Annotated in this window: 15 protein-coding genes; 11 read left to right on the top strand and 4 right to left on the bottom strand. The window is 45.2% G+C overall.

Annotated features, from left to right (window positions below; translation table 11 throughout):
• Positions 1-92: 92 nt before the first annotated feature.
• The 3 genes from NBH14_RS08905 to NBH14_RS08895 all read left to right on the top strand — a co-directional run bounded on the left by NBH14_RS08905 (position 93) and on the right by NBH14_RS08895 (position 5,145).
• Positions 93-2,342: an aconitate hydratase gene (locus tag NBH14_RS08905; protein WP_186961550.1), complete on the top strand. Its 2,250-nt coding sequence runs from the start codon at positions 93-95 to the stop codon at positions 2,340-2,342.
• Positions 2,343-2,518: 176 nt separating this feature from the next.
• Positions 2,519-3,778 (top strand): NADP-dependent isocitrate dehydrogenase, encoded by a 1,260-nt coding sequence (icd, locus tag NBH14_RS08900; protein ID WP_186961549.1) that lies wholly within the window; start codon positions 2,519-2,521, stop codon positions 3,776-3,778.
• 20 nt (positions 3,779-3,798) lie between these two features.
• Positions 3,799-5,145, top strand: a complete 1,347-nt coding sequence (locus tag NBH14_RS08895) for a citrate/2-methylcitrate synthase (RefSeq protein WP_186961548.1) — start codon at positions 3,799-3,801, stop codon at positions 5,143-5,145.
• 248 nt (positions 5,146-5,393) lie between these two features.
• Here NBH14_RS08895 and NBH14_RS08890 read toward each other — a convergent pair whose 3' ends face one another.
• From NBH14_RS08890 to NBH14_RS08875, 4 genes are all read right to left on the bottom strand, one after another.
• Positions 5,394-6,635, bottom strand: a complete 1,242-nt coding sequence (locus tag NBH14_RS08890) for an Hsp70 family protein (protein ID WP_186961547.1) — start codon at positions 6,633-6,635, stop codon at positions 5,394-5,396.
• Positions 6,636-6,720: 85 nt separating this feature from the next.
• On the bottom strand, positions 6,721-8,487 hold the full coding sequence (phoR, locus tag NBH14_RS08885; protein WP_186961546.1) for a two-component system sensor histidine kinase PhoR: 1,767 nt from the start codon (positions 8,485-8,487) through the stop codon (positions 6,721-6,723).
• A 15-nt stretch (positions 8,488-8,502) separates the two neighbouring features.
• Positions 8,503-9,189 (bottom strand): two-component system response regulator PhoB, encoded by a 687-nt coding sequence (gene phoB / locus NBH14_RS08880; protein WP_186961545.1) that lies wholly within the window; start codon positions 9,187-9,189, stop codon positions 8,503-8,505.
• A 207-nt stretch (positions 9,190-9,396) separates the two neighbouring features.
• On the bottom strand, positions 9,397-9,678 hold the full coding sequence (locus NBH14_RS08875) for an HU family DNA-binding protein (protein ID WP_007653559.1): 282 nt from the start codon (positions 9,676-9,678) through the stop codon (positions 9,397-9,399).
• 653 nt (positions 9,679-10,331) lie between these two features.
• On the opposite strand from NBH14_RS08875, the gene NBH14_RS08870 reads away from it, so the two are divergent.
• The 8 genes from NBH14_RS08870 to NBH14_RS08835 are packed head-to-tail and all read left to right on the top strand — an operon-like array spanning position 10,332 to position 19,853.
• Entirely contained in the window at positions 10,332-12,452 is a 2,121-nt protein-coding gene (locus NBH14_RS08870) for a KamA family radical SAM protein (RefSeq protein ID WP_186961544.1), read from the top strand.
• A gap of 35 nt (positions 12,453-12,487) precedes the next feature.
• Positions 12,488-13,030: a ferredoxin domain-containing protein gene (locus NBH14_RS08865; RefSeq protein WP_007659143.1), complete on the top strand. Its 543-nt coding sequence runs from the start codon at positions 12,488-12,490 to the stop codon at positions 13,028-13,030.
• A 35-nt stretch (positions 13,031-13,065) separates the two neighbouring features.
• Positions 13,066-14,022 carry a hypothetical protein gene (locus NBH14_RS08860; protein WP_186961543.1) on the top strand — a complete coding sequence of 319 codons (957 nt, stop codon included), beginning with the start codon at positions 13,066-13,068 and terminating at the stop codon, positions 14,020-14,022.
• 34 nt (positions 14,023-14,056) lie between these two features.
• Positions 14,057-15,430: a DNA repair protein RadA gene (radA, locus tag NBH14_RS08855; protein ID WP_186961542.1), complete on the top strand. Its 1,374-nt coding sequence runs from the start codon at positions 14,057-14,059 to the stop codon at positions 15,428-15,430.
• 16 nt (positions 15,431-15,446) lie between these two features.
• The gene (locus NBH14_RS08850) at positions 15,447-17,249 is read left to right on the top strand and encodes a hypothetical protein (RefSeq protein WP_186961541.1); all 1,803 of its coding nucleotides are present in this window, start codon (positions 15,447-15,449) and stop codon (positions 17,247-17,249) included.
• Positions 17,246-17,947 carry a hypothetical protein gene (locus NBH14_RS08845; protein WP_186961540.1) on the top strand — a complete coding sequence of 234 codons (702 nt, stop codon included), beginning with the start codon at positions 17,246-17,248 and terminating at the stop codon, positions 17,945-17,947. The genes NBH14_RS08850 and NBH14_RS08845 overlap by 4 nt, the downstream gene beginning before the upstream one ends.
• A 6-nt stretch (positions 17,948-17,953) precedes the next feature.
• Positions 17,954-19,534, top strand: coding sequence for an NAD(P)/FAD-dependent oxidoreductase (locus NBH14_RS08840; protein ID WP_186961539.1), 1,581 nt, complete (start codon positions 17,954-17,956; stop codon positions 19,532-19,534).
• A gap of 37 nt (positions 19,535-19,571) precedes the next feature.
• Positions 19,572-19,853, top strand: coding sequence for a hypothetical protein (locus NBH14_RS08835; RefSeq protein ID WP_186961538.1), 282 nt, complete (start codon positions 19,572-19,574; stop codon positions 19,851-19,853).
• The last annotated feature ends 63 nt before the right edge of the window (positions 19,854-19,916 follow it).

Genomic DNA, 19,916 nt, shown 5'->3' with positions numbered 1-19,916 from the left:
GATGTCTTATATATTACATTCTTTACGACATGAAATTTTTTTATTTGCATATACAAGCATTCTGATAAACAAACAACTAATAAGATTATAATATGGTGTACGACATTGAAATGCTGAGAAGCTTTTATTCCAATTTCCCGAAAAGGGTAGATGTGGCCCGCGAAAAGATCGGTCGTCCGATGACTCTGGCCGAGAAAATCTTATATGCTCATTTATATGACGAAAAGGCATTACGCCTGTTCAGGCGTGGAGACGATTATGTGAACTTCCGTCCCGATCGTGTGGCGATGCAGGATGCAACGGCCCAGATGGCATTGTTGCAATTCATGAATGCAGGAAAAAAGAAATCCGCTGTCCCGGCAACCGTCCATTGCGATCACTTGATCCAGGCGAATATCGGTGCGAAAGCAGATATTGAAACGGCAACAAAAGGGAACAGCGAAGTGTATGATTTCCTGAAATCCGTATCCGATAAGTTCGGTATCGGTTTCTGGAAACCCGGAGCAGGAATTATCCATCAGGTAGTATTGGAAAACTATGCCTTCCCCGGCGGAATGATGGTCGGAACAGACTCACACACGCCGAATGCCGGCGGATTGGGAATGGTAGCTATCGGTGTCGGAGGTGCCGATGCCGTCGATGTAATGACCGGGATGGAATGGGAACTGAAGATGCCGAAGCTGATCGGTGTCAAGCTGACCGGACGTCTGAGCGGCTGGGCTTCACCGAAAGATGTCATCCTGAAACTGGCCGGTATCCTGACCGTAAAGGGCGGGACGAATGCCATTATCGAATATTTCGGAGAAGGTGCTTCCTCTATTTCCGCTACGGGAAAAGCGACAATCTGTAACATGGGTGCCGAAGTGGGTGCCACTACTTCATTGTTCCCGTACGATCTGAATATGGCAACTTATCTGCGTGCCACTGGCCGCGATACCGTTGCAGCCTGGGCCGATGCTATCCAGGATTATCTGGAAGCCGATATGGAAGTAAGGGCACAGCCGGATGAATATTATGACCGCGTGATCGTCATCAACCTGTCCGAACTGGAACCGCATATCAATGGCCCCTTCACTCCGGATGCGGCAACGCCTATCTCTGAGTTTGCCGCGAAGGTAAAAGCAAACGGCTATCCCCGTAAGATGGAAGTCGGCCTGATCGGTTCATGTACGAACTCCTCTTATCAGGATTTAAGCCGTGCCGCCTCTATCGCCCGGCAGGCTTTTGAAGATAAAATACCTGTTGCTTCCCCGTTGATCATCAACCCGGGATCGGAACAGATCCGTTATACAGCCGAACGTGACGGTATCATCGGTGACTTTGAAAAACTAGGCGCGACCATTATGGCAAACGCCTGCGGTCCGTGTATCGGCCAGTGGAAACGTCACACCGACGATAACACCCGCAAGAACTCAATCGTAACCTCCTTTAACCGTAATTTCGCCAAACGTGCAGACGGCAATCCGAATACACATGCTTTTGTCGCTTCCCCGGAACTGACGCTTGCATTGACTATTGCCGGTGACCTTTGTTTCAATCCGTTGACGGATACATTGAAGACCGAAGACGGTCGCGAAGTAAAACTCCGTGAGCCGCAGGGAACTGATTTCCCGCCCAAAGGTTTTGATGTAAAAGATAACGGTTATCTGGCTCCGACCGGAAAAGATGCGGAAGTAAAGATCAGTCCCGATTCAAACCGTTTGCAGGTACTGCATCCTTTTGCTCCGTGGGATGAAAACGATTTGCTGGAAATGCCTCTTTTGATCAAGGCTTCGGGTAAATGTACGACAGACCATATTTCAATGGCCGGTCCGTGGCTCCGCTTCCGTGGTCATCTGGAAAATATATCCGACAATATGCTGATGGGGGCGGTGAACGCTTTCAACGGTCAGACGAATGCCGTATTGAACCAGTTGAATAATACATATGAAGCAGTCTCCGCCGTTGCCAAACAGTATAAGGCGAAAGGCATTTCATCCATCGTGGTTGCCGAAGAGAACTACGGTGAAGGCTCCTCCCGTGAACACGCCGCAATGGAACCCCGTTTCCTGAATGTGAAAGTGATCCTTGCCAAGAGTTTTGCCCGCATCCATGAAACGAACCTGAAAAAGCAGGGAATGCTTGCCCTGACTTTTGCCGACAAGGACGATTACGATAAGATTCGTGAAAACGATCACATCTCCATCATCGGTCTGAAAGAGTTTACACCGGGCAAGCCATTAACTGCTATCGTATTGCATGCGGATGGCACACAGGAATCATTCCCTGTAAATCACACGTACAATGATTTGCAGATCCGATGGTTCAAGTCCGGATCAGCATTGAATATGGCACATGTATAGGAAATAATGAACCCCAATAACAGGTTTTGCAGGATCGGGAAGCCCCGCCCCTTCAATCAAACCGGCCTGTTCCATTATGACGGCGTCTGTACGGGCGGTTCGCGAACCGCCCCTACCAACGATGCCACATTCATTCACTTTTGACAAAGACTGAACAAAATTAATAAACTATCATCATGAATAAAATAACAAAACAAAACGACCATTTGATCGTCCCGGACAAAGTAACCATCCCTTTTATCGAAGGTGACGGAGTGGGAGCGGAGATCACCCCGGTTAGCCAGAAGATTGTAAACGCTGCCATCGAAAAAGCATATGGCAGCCGGCGCTCTATCGAATGGAAAGAAGTACTGGCTGGTGAAAAGGCTTTCAATCAAACAGGCAGCTGGCTGCCCGACGAAACAATGGATGCTTTCCGCGAATATATAGTCGGTATCAAAGGTCCGCTGACTACTCCTATCGGCGGCGGTATCCGTTCCCTGAACGTGGCTTTACGGCAGACACTCGACCTGTATGTTTGCCTGCGTCCTGTCCGTTGGTTTAAAGGTGTCGTCTCTCCGGTACGTGAACCGCAGAAGGTCGATATGTATGTCTTCCGTGAGAATACGGAAGACATCTATGCCGGTATCGAATGGCAGCAAGGAACACCTGAAGCAGCAAAATTCCTTCGGTTCCTGACGGAAGAAATGGGAGTGACGAAAGTACGTTTCCCGGAAACATCTTCATTCGGTGTGAAACCTGTATCGGTAGAAGGAACCGAACGGCTGGTGCGTGCCGCCATCGAGTTTGCCCTGACCAATCAGTTGCCGAGTGTAACGCTGGTGCACAAAGGAAATATCATGAAGTTCACCGAAGGCGGTTTCAAACTCTGGGGATATGCCCTGGCGGAACGCGAGTTTGGCAACAAGACATTCACTTGGCCGCAATACGAAAAGATCAAAAAGGAAAAGGGGGAAGCCGAAGCCGCCAAAGCGCTGGCAGAAGCATCGGCTACCGGAAAGGTCATCATCAAAGATGTGATTGCCGACGCTTTCCTGCAAAATACCTTATTGATCCCGGAAGAATACTCCGTTATTGCGACGCTCAACCTGAACGGCGATTATATCTCCGACCAATTGGCCGCCATGGTAGGTGGCATCGGAATCGCACCGGGTGCCAATATCAACTACAACAGCGGTTATGCTATTTTTGAAGCGACGCATGGCACGGCGCCTAATATTGCCGGAAAGAATATCGTGAACCCGTCTTCCCTTTTACTCTCCTCCGTGATGATGCTTGAATATATGGGGTGGAACGAAGCTGCCAACCTGATCACGGCCGCCATGGAAAAGGCTTTCTCGAAGGGAGAAGCAACGAATGACCTGGCACGTTTTATGCCGGAAGGAAAATCTCTTGGCACCAAAGAATTTGGTGATTGTATCATATCTTTATTGTAACCTCGTAAAAATAACTCGTGATGAAAAAAGAATATCTTATTTACAAACTGTCGGATGCGTCAAAAGATGCCTGCAAGATTGATAACGAACTGTTCCCGATGTACAACGTGAAACGCGGTCTGCGTAACGAAGACGGCAGCGGGGTGTTGGTCGGCCTGACTAAGATCGGTAATGTAGTTGGTTACGAACGCCTGCCGGATAATGGTGGCCTGAAAGCTATTCCCGGTAAACTGTTTTACAGAGGTTACGATGTGGAGGACCTGGCTCATGCCCTGATCAAAGAAAAACGTTTCGGTTTTGAGGAAGTGGCTTACCTGTTGCTTTCCGGAAAATTGCCCGATAAAGAAGAGTTAGCCTCTTTCAAAGGCTTGATCTGCGATAATATGCCGTTGGAGCAGAAAACCAAGATGAATATCCTCGATCTGGAAGGGCAGAATATCATGAATATCCTTGCCCGTAGTGTTTTGGAAATGTATACGTTCGATCCGAATCCGGACGATACTTCCCGTGACAACCTGATGCGCCAGTCTATCGAACTGATCTCGCGTTTCCCTACCATTATAGCGTATGCTTATAATATTTATCGTCATAGTACACACGGTCGTTCCCTGCATATCCGTCATCCGCACGAAAACCTTTCGCTTGCGGAAAACTTCCTGCATATGCTGAAAAAAGACTTTACGGAACTGGATGCCCGTACACTTGACCTGTTGCTTGTCTTGCAGGCTGAGCACGGTGGCGGTAATAACTCGACCTTTACAGTTCGTGTAACCAGTTCGACCGGAACGGATACCTATTCTTCTATTGCAGCCGGCATCGGTTCATTGAAAGGCCCGTTGCACGGTGGCGCCAATATCCAGGTTGTCGATATGTTCCATCATTTGAAAGAGAACATTGGCGACTGGAAGAATGTGGATGAAATCGATACTTATTTCATGCGCATGCTGAACAAAGAGGCTTATAACAAGACCGGCCTGATTTACGGTATCGGTCATGCCGTCTATACAATTTCCGATCCGCGTGCCGTTGTTTTGAAAGAACTGGCTCGTGACCTGGCCAAGGAAAAAGGACGTGAAGAAGAATTTGCCTTCCTCGAACTGCTGGAAGAACGTGCCATCGAATGTTTCGCCAAACATAAAGGAACGAAGAAACGTGTTTCTTCAAACGTGGACTTCTATTCAGGCTTTGTGTATGAAATGATCGGTTTGCCGCAGGAAATCTATACACCGCTGTTTGCTATGGCCCGTATCGTAGGTTGGACTGCCCATCGCATTGAAGAATTACATTTCGATGGTAAGCGTATTATCCGTCCGGCTTATAAGAATGTGCTCGAAGATACTACCTATGTTCCGATCAAGGAACGCTGATCTATAAAATAAGAAGGTGTTGTAAAAGTTTCATTTGCATGTCATTTGTAGCTTTTACAATGCCTTTTCTTATTTTATAGCTACTTAGTTATTGGTCAGTTGATTACAGTTTCCTCGTAGTTTCTTACTTTGGAAACTCCAGTTTCCTGCGGAGGGAACTGCAATTTCCTGGGCAGGGAACTCCAGTTTCCTCCTGAAGAAACTCGCGTTTCCTGCTTAGGAAACCAGACGGTCTCCGGCTGCGGAAGTTAATAGCTCAAGGATAACCCGTAAGCTACACTATTAAAAGTATTCCCTGTACGTATCTTATCTTTTCCGAAGATGCGGTAAAGTATCTCCCTTACCGGAATGACAAGGCTGCTACCTCCTGTGATAAAGACGGAGTCTATATCTGCTGCGTTATATTGCGCTGTGTCCAATAGTTTCAGGATATATCGTTCGATCTCGGTAGTATGTCGTTCAATGATCGTAGCAAACTCGCCGGGCGTGAAAGGCTCATGTATATGGATTGTCTCTTTTTCAAAGTCGATTGTTGTATCTTCTCCGGTCGAGAGGTTTATTTTGGATTGCTCGATTCCTTTGAACAGGGAGAAGACATAGTTATTATCAATCAAAACTCTTACATTATCTATCTTAGGATTGTTGCCTGAGAGATGGTAGTAGTTATCCATCGAACGGCGCAGTTTGCTCTCCTTCAACATAAATGTCCTTTCCCAGTTTTTCAGTTCGCGGTAGAGAATGGAAGGTATTTCAATCTCTTTATCGTACGATTGGTATTTTACGCCCCGGCCCAGATGGGGAGTCACTTTGTACCACATGATTTCCGAATCGAACAAGTCGCCACCGATATAGACACCACCGTGAGCGATGATATCGTCTTTGCGGTCTTCCTTGCGGATTTTGTCGGGAGAAAGGTTCATGATGGTAAAGTCGGAAGTACCGCCACCGAGGTCGGCAACCAGTACGTTTTCGCTATGATCGAGCCGTTGCTCATAGGAGAGGGCAGCGGCAATCGGTTCCAATTGCAATTTGATGTTTCTGAAACCGGCATTACGGGCGGCAAGCGTCAGGCGGTTGACTGCCAAAGTCTCTTGCTTGGGATCTTCCGAAAAAACGGCCGGTCTTCCAAGTATCACATCCGTGATTTCCGCTCCGGCGAAGGCTTCCGCTTTCTCTTTCAAATGGCGGATGATACAGGTCACGAGTTGATCGGGCGTCATTCTTTTACCGAATATCCAGGTAGAAAGAAACTTGTCCTGGCGGAGCAGCGTCTTGACGGATTTCAGCAGACGCCCGGTCATCTCTTCTTCAATATATTTATCGTGGGCCTCTTTACCCACATAGTATTTCATCTCATTTGTGTCCGGAAAATACAGGATGGAACTTTCGCTATACGAAAATACTTCTTTCCGTGTTGCTTTGTCTGTCAGCGATATAATGGAATTTGATGTTCCGAAGTCCAGACCGCATGTCAACTCGTTTATATTCATCTTTGCCTTGTTTTTTATAGGAAAATAGGGCGCGAAGATATAAAATACGAGACATTTTTATACTATATATACCTGTAATTTATGTTTATAATTTTTTCTTCAGGGTAAAGAAGAAGGTCACTCCTTTGCCCGGACTACTCTTTGCCGAAATCTGTCCTTTATGGAAATTAACCCCATTCTTGACGATAGACAATCCCAGTCCTGTTCCGCCGACTTTGCGGCTACGTCCTTTATCCACGCGGTAGAACCGTTCGAATATGCGGTTGATATGTTCTTCCGAAATACCCACACCGTTATCTGCGAAACTGAAATAATAGAATTTCGGATCTTCTTTATAACAGTTCACGGTTATTTGGCTTCCTTCCCCGGCATATGCGATCGCATTGTCGTAGAGGTTACGGAAAATGGAATACAATAGGGAGTAATTGCCATGTATCGTAGGATCGCCCGGCAGAATAACTTCAGATGTGATCTGTTTTTCTTCCATCTCTTTCGAACATTCCTTCTGGATCTCGACGATCAGTTTCGGAATATTTATGTCGGACAAGTCGAACATTTCGGACGCCTCGTCCAAACGGTTCAGTACAGAGATGTCACGTAATAATCCGGTCAGGCGTGTACTCTGCGAGTAGCAACGTTCCAGGAAGAACTGGCGCTTGTCGGGAGTAAGTTCCGGATTGCTGATAATCGTTTCCAGATATCCCTGAATGCTGCTGACGGGTGTTTTCAGTTCGTGGGCGACATTCTGGGTAAGCTGGCGTTTCATCCGGCTCTCTTCTTCCTGACGTGAAATATCATTGATGGATATTTCGTAACTGTTATCCAGGAACAGGATACATTCGATCAGAAATATTTTCCCGTTTTTATCGATCGTTACGGATTCGCGTAATACTTTCCGTTTCCGGTTCATATTAGGGATATTTTTATTCAGGAAAGCCTTAATGGGTTCAAGTTCCCGGATATCCTGGGCATCTTCAGCCTGACGGATCTGATTGTCGGAAATAACGTTCAGGAACTGTATGAAAAGGATATTCGACAAAATTTCTTTCCCTTCGGCGGTAAACATGGCGAATCCTTCTTTGGCGTACTGGAAATGCTTTATCAGCTTTTCACGTTCCATGGAAAGCTCGTCTTTGGCCTTTTGTTGCTGGTGATACAGTGTGACAATGTTCTTTGAGATATCTCCCAGTTCGTCATTGGGGAAGATATAATCGTTTTCCGGTATCCGGTCCTTTTCTATGTTCAGGGCAAAGTCCCGTAGTTTGGATATGGTCCGTCCGATACTGAATGTAAAGCGGGAGAGGACAAAGAAAAAGATCAATGTCATCAGTATCATAAAATAGATGAAGTCCTTATCCGTGGATAAGGCACTTTGCACATAAGGATCATAAGGGAGCGCCGAACGGTAGATATAACTGCCTATATTGCTGGCCGAATAAAAATACCGTCTGCCCGTCGATCCCGAGGTGCGGATGGCAAAGCCTTCATTATACAAACGGGCTTTGCGCACTTCGCTACGATCGTTATGGTTGTTGAATTCTTCTGTCCCGCTATTATCGAACAATACCTTTCCGTTGGGATCGATAATGGTGACACGCAATTCTTTTTGCGGAATATCTTCGATAAATTGCCTTACCGTCTTATTAATATCGGTATCCTGTTGGGTACGGCTAAATAATTGGTAATTATAGTTACTCAATACATTATTCAACTTCTCCTGCGAAAATTCCCGTTCCCGTTGGTATTGAAACAACAGGAAGCAAATTGTAAATCCAAGGAACATCACAAAAATCGACCAGAATAACCGCTGGCTGAAAGGTATCCGGTTTTTCATCTTTTCTACTCTTACCATGATTAAATAACAGGATTAGTACTCAAAACAATAACCGAAGCCGAGTCGGGTAACGATGTTTTTTCCGTAAGGGCCTATCTTTTTACGCAGACGGGTAATGTTTACGTCGATTGTTCGATCCAGCACATATACTTCATCTTTCCAGATACGGGACAGGATCTCTTCACGTGAGAAAACATTTCCTTTATTCTCCAGCAGTAATTTCAGAATCTCGAATTCTTTTTTGGTCAGTGGGACTTCCTTGCCGTCTACCGATGCTTTAATGCGTTTGGGATCGAGTGCCAATGTTTCATATTCGAGAAGTTCGTTCGTCTCGTTTTTCTCTTTATCGGTCGTTCTCCGTAATACAGCCTTAACACGTGCGACAACCTGGCGGATTGAAAAAGGTTTTGAAATATAATCGTCCGCTCCCAGGTTAAAGCCTGTCAGCATATCGTTTTCAGTATCTTTGGCTGTCAGAAATATGATCGGCATATCAGCCGTGCTTTCTTCTTTCCTTAATATACTCGCCATCTTGAATCCGGAGATTTCTCCCATCATAACATCGAGCAAAAGCAACTGATAGACAGACAGGTCCTTTTTTAATGCTTCTTCCGCACTAAAAGCCGTATCCACTTCATAACCTTCTATTTCAAGATTGAATTTGAGGATTTCGCACAAGTCCTCTTCGTCATCCACAACAAGAATTCGGGGCATATCCATAGTCTTTTTTATTTAAAATGAATAATTCATTCCTTTGTTTACAAAATTAATTATTTTCTGCAAAGGAAGGCATTTGGTATTTCGGTTGAATGAAATATATGTTACGATTCTGTTACATCGGCCGTTTTTGTCTGGGGAGGAAAAGAACAACGTCCGTGCTATAGGAATAGTCCGGACGTTCATTTTACCATATGGAGCGGTTTGGTTTTATTTGCTACCGTTCATAGCTTCCAGCAGGAATTTACCAGGTTTGAACTTTACTGTTGTTCTAGCCGGGATCTGTACCGGAGTACCCGTTTTGGGATTACGAGCCAAACGACTGTTTTGCGGTCTGGGTAATAATGTACCAAAACCAACGATCGATATTTCTTCGTTCTGGGACATTTTTTCTGTTACGATCTCCATGTAAGCCTCCAGGACCTTTTTAGCCTTTTGTTTTTTTAAACCGGCTTTTTCTGCCAACTCTACAATAAGTTCTGCTTTGTTCATAGGTATTTTATTTAAATGATTAATACTGGTGCAAAATTAGTGAAAAATATTACCTGTGAAACTTTTTTTGTAATTTCTGTATTCTTTATTTTTCAATGCGGGAGATGGGTTGGTGTAAAGTGATGACGAACTGATGTAAATATGATCGGTGTGTTTCATTTAATATCTTTGTAATAAGCCTTTTTCAATGGATATAATAAACCTGTTCGCCGTATGGCTTCTCAAAAAGAAGGCAAAATAAAAAAGTCTACTTTCACAAGTAGACTTTTTTTAATACTTATAATGACCAATACCTTTACCTAAAAATGTGAGGCTTAAGCCTCTAATATTACTTTTCACAAAGATATGAATAGTTTTTGAGAAAAGCAAATGATAACTCATATTTTTCAAGGTTTCTATGAGGTGCTAAATAGCCGGTTTCTTGTGGAATGCTAAAAATGAAATCAAAATGTAGTAAAATAGCCACATAAATATCATTTTGCTTTAAATTTTTCTCTTATTAGAATGTTTTAAAAGTGAATATTCATAGTTTTCCGATTAAAAATATTATATTTGTGGACAAGTGTAACTGTATATCCCCGGATATGATCTCTCCCTATGTGAGTGGCATGATTGTAATATTACTCTAATCAATATAAAAAGCAGCGATGTTTATGATTAAAAGAAAAGAACTAACGTACGACAATTCTTATTTACTAAAAGTGTTTAACAGGGACTTTCCTCAGTTGGTGACAATGGCGGAAGAGAGTCAGAACATAAAATTGTTCAGGGAGGCTCTACGCTCATTCGTTTCTTCCCGGATTGAAATCAACGGAGGTGGCAGTAATATGGGAAATGCCGTGGCGAAGCGTATTTTACTTTTAATTGAATATGACGGGTCTCCTATTGATGAACTTTCAACGGGTGAGGAGTTGTCTGTGCAAACAATCACTTATTTCTGGCAATTACTGACGGGAAAGCTGGCAGACGAAGTTTCCCCCGACCTGTTTATAGACCTTTATCATCAGTTCAAGTTATTGGAGTATCCCGAGAGCATCGAACCGGACCGTTCCCTGGTTAAGCGTCAAATGAACCGTTGGCCGACTGGTTTGGATGAAGAAGTAGTGGCAATCCGTGAAGCAAATAAAGACCGTATTATAAAACGGCTTATACGGAAGATAGAGCGCAGGAATGCACCGTCGTCCCGTTATCAGTTTTCACCGGAGATGACTTACGAAGAAAAATATAATCAGGTACAGGAATGGTGGAACACTGCCCGTTTCCATCTGGCATTGGCTATCAAGAGTCCGACGGAACTGAATTATTTTCTGGGTGAATCCCTCTCGGAAGAGATGATGCAGCTGTTGGCCCGTGCCAGAAAGAAAGGTATGCCGTTTTTTGTTACGCCTTATTACTTGTCCTTGTTGAATCCGGGAACGGAAGGTTATGATGACAACACGATTCGTTCGTATGTCCTTTATTCTGATGAGCTGGTTGACACATACGGTCATATAAAAGCCTGGGAAAAAGAGGATATCGTGAAAACCGGTAAACCGAATGCCGCCGGATGGCTTTTGCCTGAAGGCCATAATATCCACCGCCGTTATCCGGAAGTGGCCATTCTTATTCCTGATTCGATGGGAAGAGCTTGCGGAGGCTTATGTGCTTCTTGTCAGCGCATGTATGATTTCCAGAGCGAACGCCTTAATTTCGATTTTGAAGCATTGAAACCCAAGGAAACCTGGGATAAGAAACTCCGTCGTTTGATGCATTACTTTGAAGAAGATGCCCAGTTGCGGGATATTCTGATTACCGGAGGTGACGCCCTGATGAGCCAGAATGCTACTTTGCGTAAGATATTGGAAGCTGTCTATAAAATGGCTGTTCGTAAACGTAAAGCGAATGAAGAACGTCCTGAGGGTAAAAAATATGCCGAGTTGCAGCGGGTTCGCTTAGGTTCGCGTTTGCTGGCTTATCTGCCGTTGCGCATTACAGATGAACTTGTGGGGATTTTGAAAGAATTTAAAGAGAAGGCTTCTGCTATCGGAGTCTCCCAGTTTATTATTCAAACCCACTTCCAATCTCCTTTGGAAGTAACTCCCGAAGCCCAACGTGCTATAAAAGCGATATTGGATGCCGGATGGGTGATAACGAACCAATTGGTTTATACGGTTGCAGCTTCCCGGCGCGGACATACTGCCAAGCTGCGGCAGACGCTTAATTCCGTCGGTGTGATTTGCTATTATACGTTCTCGGTAAAAGGGTTTAATGAAAACTATGCCGTGTTTACCCCGAACAGCCGTTCGCTTCAGGAACAATATGAAGAAAAGATTTTTGGCCTGGTTCCCGAAGATAAGCTCGCCGAATTGGATGATATTGTCACCAATAAACGCCCGTTAGGAAGAAAATTGTATAATTTCTTGAGAGAGAATCATTTGTTGTTTGCTGCAACAGACCGTAGTGTATTGAATCTGCCGGCTATAGGCAAAAGTATGACTTTTAAAACAGTAGGCCTCACCGCTGAAGGAAAACGAATCCTGAAGTTTGACCATGATACCGGACGCCGGCATAGCCCTATCATCAATAAGATGGGAGAAGTATATATCGTAGAGAACAAGTCGGTGGCCGCTTATTTGCGTCAATTGGAAGAAATGGGAGAGGATGTAAAAGAATATCGTAGTATCTGGAATTATTGCGAAGGTGTGACCGAACCGCGTTTCAGTCTGTACGAATATCCGGATTATCCGTTCGCCATCACAGAAAAGATGACTAATCTTGAACTCGAAAACGAGTAAAAGTGTATCTTTGTTCCTGCTAAACCAATAAAGAAATGATACAAAACGAAAGAGAAATACGGCACGAACATGTGTTAGAGGCTGTCCGTCAGATGATGACGGCTGCTCGTACGGCTCCCAAAGGTAAGGGGATTGACATTATAGAGATTGCAATGGTTACCGGTGAAGATATACAACGTTTGTCTGACGAGATGCTGAAACTGGCAGCAGAAACCGGATTTAAGTTTATTTTGCGTGATGCGGATAATATTTTGAGTGCGGAGGCTATCGTGATATTGGGTACACGCCAGCAGGTGCAGGGACTGAACTGTGCTCATTGCGGTTTTGAAACGTGTGTGGAGAAGCCGGCAGAAGTACCTTGTGCAATCAACTCGGTCGATTTGGGAATCGCCATCGGTTCTGCCTGTGCGACAGCTTCCGATTTGCGCCTGGATACCCGTGTGATGTTTAGTGCCGGGATGGCTGCCCAACGTCTGGGATGGCTGGGCGAAAGCAAGAGCGTAATGGCTATCCCTGTCAGTGCTTCTTCGAAGAACCCGTTCTTTGACCGCAAACCCAAAGAACAACCTGTGAAATAATTAGCTGGAATTTGGACAAATAATTCGATGACTCTATGATAAAGTTTGACAACAAACTTGAGATACGTTATTCATTTAACGATAAATCCGCTTATATGGATGCCTGGATTAAGCACCGGTGTGAAAAAGAGATACTCTCCATGCTGCGTGTCCTAGCCGATTTGCTGGATGTGAAGATGACTGCTCATTGCGAACCCTTTTCACAAGAAGGTGGATACCGCGTCGTATGGCCGATAGCAGGCGAAAGTACGCGTTCTATCTCCGTCGTATTAAATATTCTGATGCAGGTACTGACCCGGCCTACTTTGTCTGTCGGAGGGCAGCCTTTGGTTGACCGGACCAATGCGGATGAAGAGAATATGCAGAAGGAAATCTCGCTTTTGAAGCGTTCGCTTAAACTGAAACAGGCCGGTGCCCTGATACCCCGTGAGTTGGTGGAACTGCTGGCTTCCTGGCCGAAGTTCTGTAAATATAAATCCAATTTCTACGAAGCGTTGCGCGGGTATCCGAAAGTGACAAAGATTAATGTACGCGAACTGAATGAAAATAACCGTAGCCGTTCCGGTTCCTTGGAGGTGAAACGTGAACAGTTCGATTATTTCATCCTTCGTTCGGACGACCTGCCGACCATCAAGGACAATAAAGCGACCATCGAAATTATCTCGCCGGTATTGAAAGACAGCCGTTACCGTTGGAAAGGTATCTATAATAAAGGCGGAGAGACAATCGACTTCTACATGTGCGATGAAGATTTCAAGAAACAGATGTTCGACGAGAAGATTTCTTTCACCAGCGGCATGTGTATCGACTGTGTGCTGGAAATCGCTCGTAAGCTAAGTGAATTGGGCGAGACGATTAACATCAGCTATACCGTAACGACTGTAATCCGTACCCGTTTCGACAAACTGGAAATCGTTACTCCGCAAGGCAAGCGCCATCTGCGTAAGCTGGAGGCGGAGAAGAAACAACTTACACTCGACTTATTTGGCTAACTTTTCCTATCTTTACGCCAAATCTTAAAGATGTATGGCTAAGACAAAAACAGTATATGTCTGCTCCAATTGCGGAGCAGACTCTCCTAAGTGGGTCGGTAAATGTCCTAATTGCGGCGAATGGAACACCTATGTGGAAGAAATCGTTGCAACCAAAGAACCTTCTGCAAAACGTATTATTCCCGGTATAACAGAAACGGGTAAAGTACGTCCCGTCCTGTTACGTGATATTACTTCCGAAGAAGAATCCCGGATTGATTTGAAAGATGAAGAACTGAACCGTGTCCTGGGAGGTGGTTTGGTGAAAGGTTCGTTGGTACTGATTGGCGGTGAGCCGGGAATCGGTAAGTCGACTTTAGTCCTGCAAACAGTTCTGGGATTGAACAATCTCAAGACATTATATGTATCGGGTGAGGAAAGCAGTCGCCAGCTGAAACTGCGTGCCGACCGTATTGCCCACGAAAATCCGGAATGTTTCATCCTGAGTGAAACGAATCTGGAACAGATATTTGTCCAGGCCCGTAACGTACAGCCTGATTTATTGATTATAGACTCTATCCAGACAATCTATACGGAGATTGTAGAATCTTCTCCCGGCAGCGTGTCGCAGGTCCGTGAGTGTAGTGCTGCAATCCTTAAATATGCCAAAGAGAGCGGTGTCCCTGTTCTGTTGATAGGACATATTAATAAGGAGGGGAGTATTGCCGGACCGAAAGTTCTGGAACATATTGTCGATACGGTTCTTCAGTTTGAAGGAGACCAGCATTATATGTACCGTATTCTCCGGAGTATCAAAAACCGTTTCGGCAGCACGGCGGAACTGGGTATCTATGAGATGCGCCAGAACGGTTTGCGTGAAGTCAGCAACCCGTCCGAATTGTTGCTGACGCAGAACCATGAAGGATTGAGTGGTGTGGCAATTGCTGCCGCCATCGAAGGCATACGTCCTTTCCTGATTGAAACACAGGCGCTGGTAAGTTCGGCTGTCTATGGAACTCCGCAACGCAGTGCGACGGGATTTGATCTGAGAAGAATGAATATGCTGCTGGCTGTGTTGGAGAAACGTGCCGGATTCAAGCTGATACAGAAAGACGTATTCCTGAACATTGCCGGAGGACTGAAGGTCAATGACCCGGCTATCGACCTGGCTGTTATCAGCGCTATCCTTTCGTCGAGCCTCGATATTAGTATCGAACAAGGCATTTGTATGTGTGGCGAGGTCGGCTTGTCAGGCGAAATCCGTCCGGTCAACCGCATCGAACAACGTATTCTGGAAGCAGAGAAGCTGGGCTTTTCCCGCATCATCATCCCTCACAATAACCTGAAAGGGTTTGATACTGATAAATGTAAGATACAAATCATACAGGTGAAGAAAGTGGAAGAGGCTTTCCGGCATTTGTTCGGTTAAACATATATGAATTGATATGAAAAGACTGTTGTGTGCTTTTTGTTGTATCTGGTTGCTGTGCAGTTGCGAGTATAAGATACATGAAAATTTTATAGAAGTAGAAAAACCACAGGATTCACTTTACGTAAGCATTGACCTGAATGCGCTGACGGATGGTCAGACTATCTTGTTGAATAAGGAAACTGCCTTGAATTACTCCTTGTCGGCTTTCGGTAAGGAGATTAAGGACGTGCGTTTTAAGATGGGAAATAAAGTCTGGTCGGGTGACGATATAAAACCGAATGGTGCTATCTATATCAATTCGGTCGATTTTCCATCCGGCACTTATACGCTCGATTGTGAAATGTTTGTCCGTGCCGGCAGTGGGAGCATTGCCGACCAGATAGGTGCGGAAGGGGCTGTCGGAAAGAAGAGCTGGCCGGTTGTTGTCGATTACGGACTGGAAGTTCCCGGAATGTTTACGTCGCGTACCAATGAAGAAGGCTTTTTTGAATTAACCTGGCCGCAGCTTGCTCCCACACATTTGAAATTGAAATCGTATGCTGTTTATCGTAATTATCAAGGAAATTATGACCGAATTATCGTAGCAGCCGATAAAAACTATTTTGTGGATAAGGAGATGCTGGGAGGAACAGCGAACTATTATGTGGAAGCCTTGTTGGATTACGAAGGAAAAGAAGAGTTGGTCTGGCCGCTCGGCAATCTGGATGTTTCCAATGATTTTGAGTTTCGTATTGTCGAGTCGGATATAAAGACGGTAACAGTTTATTGGAAGGCTCCTTATAAATCTTACCTGTCTTTCCGGATAGATGAAGATATTCCTTTTACACCCGATGGCTTGGAGGGAACACTCGAGATACCGGTCACTCGCTTCGGTTCCTCTGCCTGGTGGGATTTGAGTAAACTGGTTGTTTCTTTTTCACCGGTTGACAATCCTTCGCAGGTTATGTTGCGCAGGGAGTTTGAGGTCGGTTCACCGGGCATTGAATTGCCTGATGAGCGGGGAGGAGCATGGGCCTACAGTCCGGTAACCGGTTTGTTGTATGCGACAAATAATATGACCCTGAATAGTTATTCACCGCAAGACGTCCGCCTGCAAAAAACTTATCGGCAGGATACAAACTGGGATAACGTTATCGCCTCTCCTGTTTCAAATAAAGTCGTTGTTTTTGGAGAACAGGCATTGGTATTGGATGGCAATACGCTTTCTCCTGTAAATAGTATTCGCTATGAAAGATATTCCCGGATACTGGGAATAACCAATGATGATAAGTTGCTATGCTATTCTTATGCACCTGACGGAATTACCTGCACTGTTTCGGTTTACGATCTGGACGGGACCAAAATAGGAGAAATTTCTTTTAAAGGAACTAATCTGCAAATGTCGCAGGATGGTAAATATCTCCTGTATCAGGATTCGTTCGATGTATGCTTGCTGAGTCTGAAAGACTATCAGGAGACCGGTCGCAAAATCCTTCCGTTATCTTATGCGGATTATAGTTCTTACCGTTTTAATCCGGCTTTTCCCGATCAGATACTGGTACAGTTCGGTGACAGGTTAAATATCTACCATAGCCCTGATTTTACGTTGTTGAAAGAGATAAAGCGGGAGGATGAAATGACGCTTGAAGATATTGATCCGTCTACTGGTAACCTGTTGTTTTATAATAGCAAGAGGTTGAAGATTGTAGACAGTCAATCCGGACAGGAATTACTGGCGATGGACGCAGCTACTTTCCCGTGGGTTCATCTGTTGGGGAATACACTGGTCTCTTTTGATGGGTTTGTGTTTAACATTGAAAAGTATTTACCGCAATGAAACGATATTTGATCTTATTTCTCTTTTGCCAGCTTACGGCTCTTTCGGCATTGGCACAGGAATTGACCGTAGAATATAATGTAGGGTTCGGAACCTATAAAATGGGCAATCTGAAAGAGTTTATGGAGAATACCACTCCACAGTTGCAGGTGAATAATGTGAAGGTAACAGACAATTTTCCTGGTTTTATCACCCATCAGGCGAAACTGGGGGTGGAATGGAAAAAGTTGCACCAGGCCGGTCTTTTGCTGGATTATATGAATACGGTAAGTAATAAAGGAGTTTCCGATTATTCCGCATCCTATAATATAACTTTTCGTGTCAAAGGACTCCGCCTGGGAGGCTTTTATCGTTTCGCCCTTCCTGATTTTTCGGAGAGTTTGGTGAGACCTTATTTGCAATTATCTACAGGTGTAGTGTTTAACGACGGAAAATTCAGTGAGGGAGTCGAGTTCTCCAACGGTTTGGACGACAAAGCATCTCAATCATTGGATGGTGCGAATTTTTTTATCGAACCGGCTGTCGGTGCAAAGATACGGGTACATAAAAGATTTGCATTGAATGTAAATGTAGGTTATGAATTTGACATAAGTAAGAAATTCAAATATGAGGGCCAGTCGCTTACGATAGCTCCTGATTGGAGTGGTTTGCGCCTTCAGGGAGGTATTATCTATTATATCCCATTAACAAGCAAATAAACAGATATGATACAAGAATTACAACTCCGCATCCTGCCGGAGGAGGCTGTGAATGAGCAATCATTAAAACAGGTGGTGGCGCGTGAAACCGGCGCTCAGCCAAAAGATATTCAGGCCGTGCGTGTATTGAAACGCTCTATCGATGCCCGTCAGCGTACGATCTATGTGAATGTCAAGCTACGTGCATTTATTAATGAACAACCGGAAGAGCCGGAATATCAGTCGGTAGAATATAAAGATGTATCCGGAGGAAAACAGGTTGTTGTTGTCGGTGCCGGGCCGGGTGGTTTGTTTGCTGCCCTTCGCCTGATTGAATTGGGACTGCGTCCGGTGATTATCGAGCGGGGGAAAAACGTTCGTGAACGGAAGAAAGACATTGCCCTGATCAGTCGCGAACATACGGTAAACAGTGAATCGAATTACAGTTTCGGTGAAGGTGGTGCCGGAGCCTATTCCGATGGCAAATTATATACCCGCAGCAAGAAACGTGGTTCGGTAGACAAGATATTAAATGTCTTTTGCCAGCATGGAGCGAGTACCTCTATTCTGGCCGATGCCCATCCGCATATCGGTACGGACAAGCTCCCCCGGGTGATAGAAAATATCCGTGAGCAGATTATCCGTTGTGGCGGCGAAGTGCATTTTGAAACCCGTATGGATGCTTTGATCCTGAAAGAGAACGAAGTGATCGGCGTGGAGACGAATACCGGAAAGACTTTTTACGGTCCGGTAATCCTGGCAACCGGACATTCGGCACGTGACGTTTACAGATACCTTTATCAGCAGCAGATTCCGATAGAGGCGAAGGGTATTGCAGTAGGCGTCCGCCTGGAGCATCCGCAGGAACTGATCGACCAGATACAGTATCATCGCAGAGAGGGAAGAGGCAACTATCTTCCGGCTGCCGAGTACAGTTTCGTTACTCAGTCGAACGGGAGGGGAGTTTATTCTTTTTGTATGTGTCCCGGTGGGTTTGTCGTTCCGGCGGCGAGCGGTCCGAAGCAGGTCGTCGTGAATGGGATGTCTCCCTCCAACCGTGGTTCCCGTTGGGCCAACTCCGGAATGGTGGTCGAAATCCGTCCGGAAGATTATACCGAACTGATGAAACATGAAGAAGTGACGGTCCCGGCCGATTCGCCACTGGCTTTGATGGCCTTTCAGGAACGGCTGGAAGAAGTCTGTTGGTTGAACGGAGGCATGAAACAGACGGCGCCGGCACAGCGTATGAACGATTTTGTAAACAAGAAAAACTCCTTCGATCTACCTGTATCCTCTTATACTCCCGGTTTGCTGGCTTCTCCGCTTCATTTCTGGATGCCGGAATTTGTAACCAGCCGTTTGCGTGAAGGCTTTCGTTATTTCGGAAAGACGTCGAAAGGTTTCCTCACCAATGAAGCATTGATGATCGGTGTGGAGACACGAACTTCTTCTCCCGTCCGTATTCTTCGGGACCGTGACACCTATCAGCATGTTACGATAAAAGGACTTTTCCCTTGCGGAGAAGGAGCTGGTTATGCAGGTGGTATTGTGTCGGCTGCGATCGATGGGGAACGTTGCGCGGAAGGAGTGGCGACATTAGCGACATAGTCTCTGTAGTTCTACAGAAACAAAGTCAATGCTGCTTATGAAATATAAAAGCTTACAGTTCTTCCAGATAACTTCTGACAAAAACATTGAATCTTGTGCTGAAAATGTGTTTTTACCCCTTAAAAGTGACCGGATTTCTACCGGTGAGATACCCTGTATGTCCCTTATAAATAAGGTGATGCGCTTCGTTTTAATGCTTTTTGTGGCCTTGCCGCTGACTCTGAAAGCGCAACTCGAGTTGGAAGGAACGGTGCAAACCAGGGTGAATGATCCGGCTGTAACTGTTACGGTGGATAGGTCGTCGATTAAAGCTGGATAGCCCGTGATAGTAATCGTGGTCCTTCCGCGATAGCCATCACGGACTTCGCGCGATAGGGATCGC

Origin of the sequence: Parabacteroides caecihominis (assembly GCF_023656785.1) — a bacterium.
Taxonomy (GTDB): Bacteria; Bacteroidota; Bacteroidia; order Bacteroidales; family Tannerellaceae; genus Parabacteroides; species Parabacteroides segnis.
This window is presented reverse-complemented; position numbering and strand designations above follow the sequence as displayed.

What these genes read in the sequence shown, in the direction of transcription:
- NBH14_RS08890 (WP_186961547.1), bottom strand. Translation starts at nt 6,635, where the DNA reads ATGAATATAAACGAGTTGACATGCGGTCTGGACTTCGGAACATCAAAT.
- NBH14_RS08870 (WP_186961544.1), top strand. Translation starts at nt 10,332, where the DNA reads ATGATTAAAAGAAAAGAACTAACGTACGACAATTCTTATTTACTAAAA.
- NBH14_RS08860 (WP_186961543.1), top strand. Translation starts at nt 13,066, where the DNA reads ATGATAAAGTTTGACAACAAACTTGAGATACGTTATTCATTTAACGAT.
- NBH14_RS08875 (WP_007653559.1), bottom strand. Translation starts at nt 9,678, where the DNA reads ATGAACAAAGCAGAACTTATTGTAGAGTTGGCAGAAAAAGCCGGTTTA.
- NBH14_RS08895 (WP_186961548.1), top strand. Translation starts at nt 3,799, where the DNA reads ATGAAAAAAGAATATCTTATTTACAAACTGTCGGATGCGTCAAAAGAT.
- NBH14_RS08840 (WP_186961539.1), top strand. Translation starts at nt 17,954, where the DNA reads ATGATACAAGAATTACAACTCCGCATCCTGCCGGAGGAGGCTGTGAAT.
- radA (WP_186961542.1), top strand. Translation starts at nt 14,057, where the DNA reads ATGGCTAAGACAAAAACAGTATATGTCTGCTCCAATTGCGGAGCAGAC.
- NBH14_RS08845 (WP_186961540.1), top strand. Translation starts at nt 17,246, where the DNA reads ATGAAACGATATTTGATCTTATTTCTCTTTTGCCAGCTTACGGCTCTT.
- NBH14_RS08865 (WP_007659143.1), top strand. Translation starts at nt 12,488, where the DNA reads ATGATACAAAACGAAAGAGAAATACGGCACGAACATGTGTTAGAGGCT.
- NBH14_RS08835 (WP_186961538.1), top strand. Translation starts at nt 19,572, where the DNA reads ATGAAATATAAAAGCTTACAGTTCTTCCAGATAACTTCTGACAAAAAC.
- NBH14_RS08905 (WP_186961550.1), top strand. Translation starts at nt 93, where the DNA reads ATGGTGTACGACATTGAAATGCTGAGAAGCTTTTATTCCAATTTCCCG.
- icd (WP_186961549.1), top strand. Translation starts at nt 2,519, where the DNA reads ATGAATAAAATAACAAAACAAAACGACCATTTGATCGTCCCGGACAAA.
- phoB (WP_186961545.1), bottom strand. Translation starts at nt 9,189, where the DNA reads ATGGATATGCCCCGAATTCTTGTTGTGGATGACGAAGAGGACTTGTGC.
- phoR (WP_186961546.1), bottom strand. Translation starts at nt 8,487, where the DNA reads ATGGTAAGAGTAGAAAAGATGAAAAACCGGATACCTTTCAGCCAGCGG.
- NBH14_RS08850 (WP_186961541.1), top strand. Translation starts at nt 15,447, where the DNA reads ATGAAAAGACTGTTGTGTGCTTTTTGTTGTATCTGGTTGCTGTGCAGT.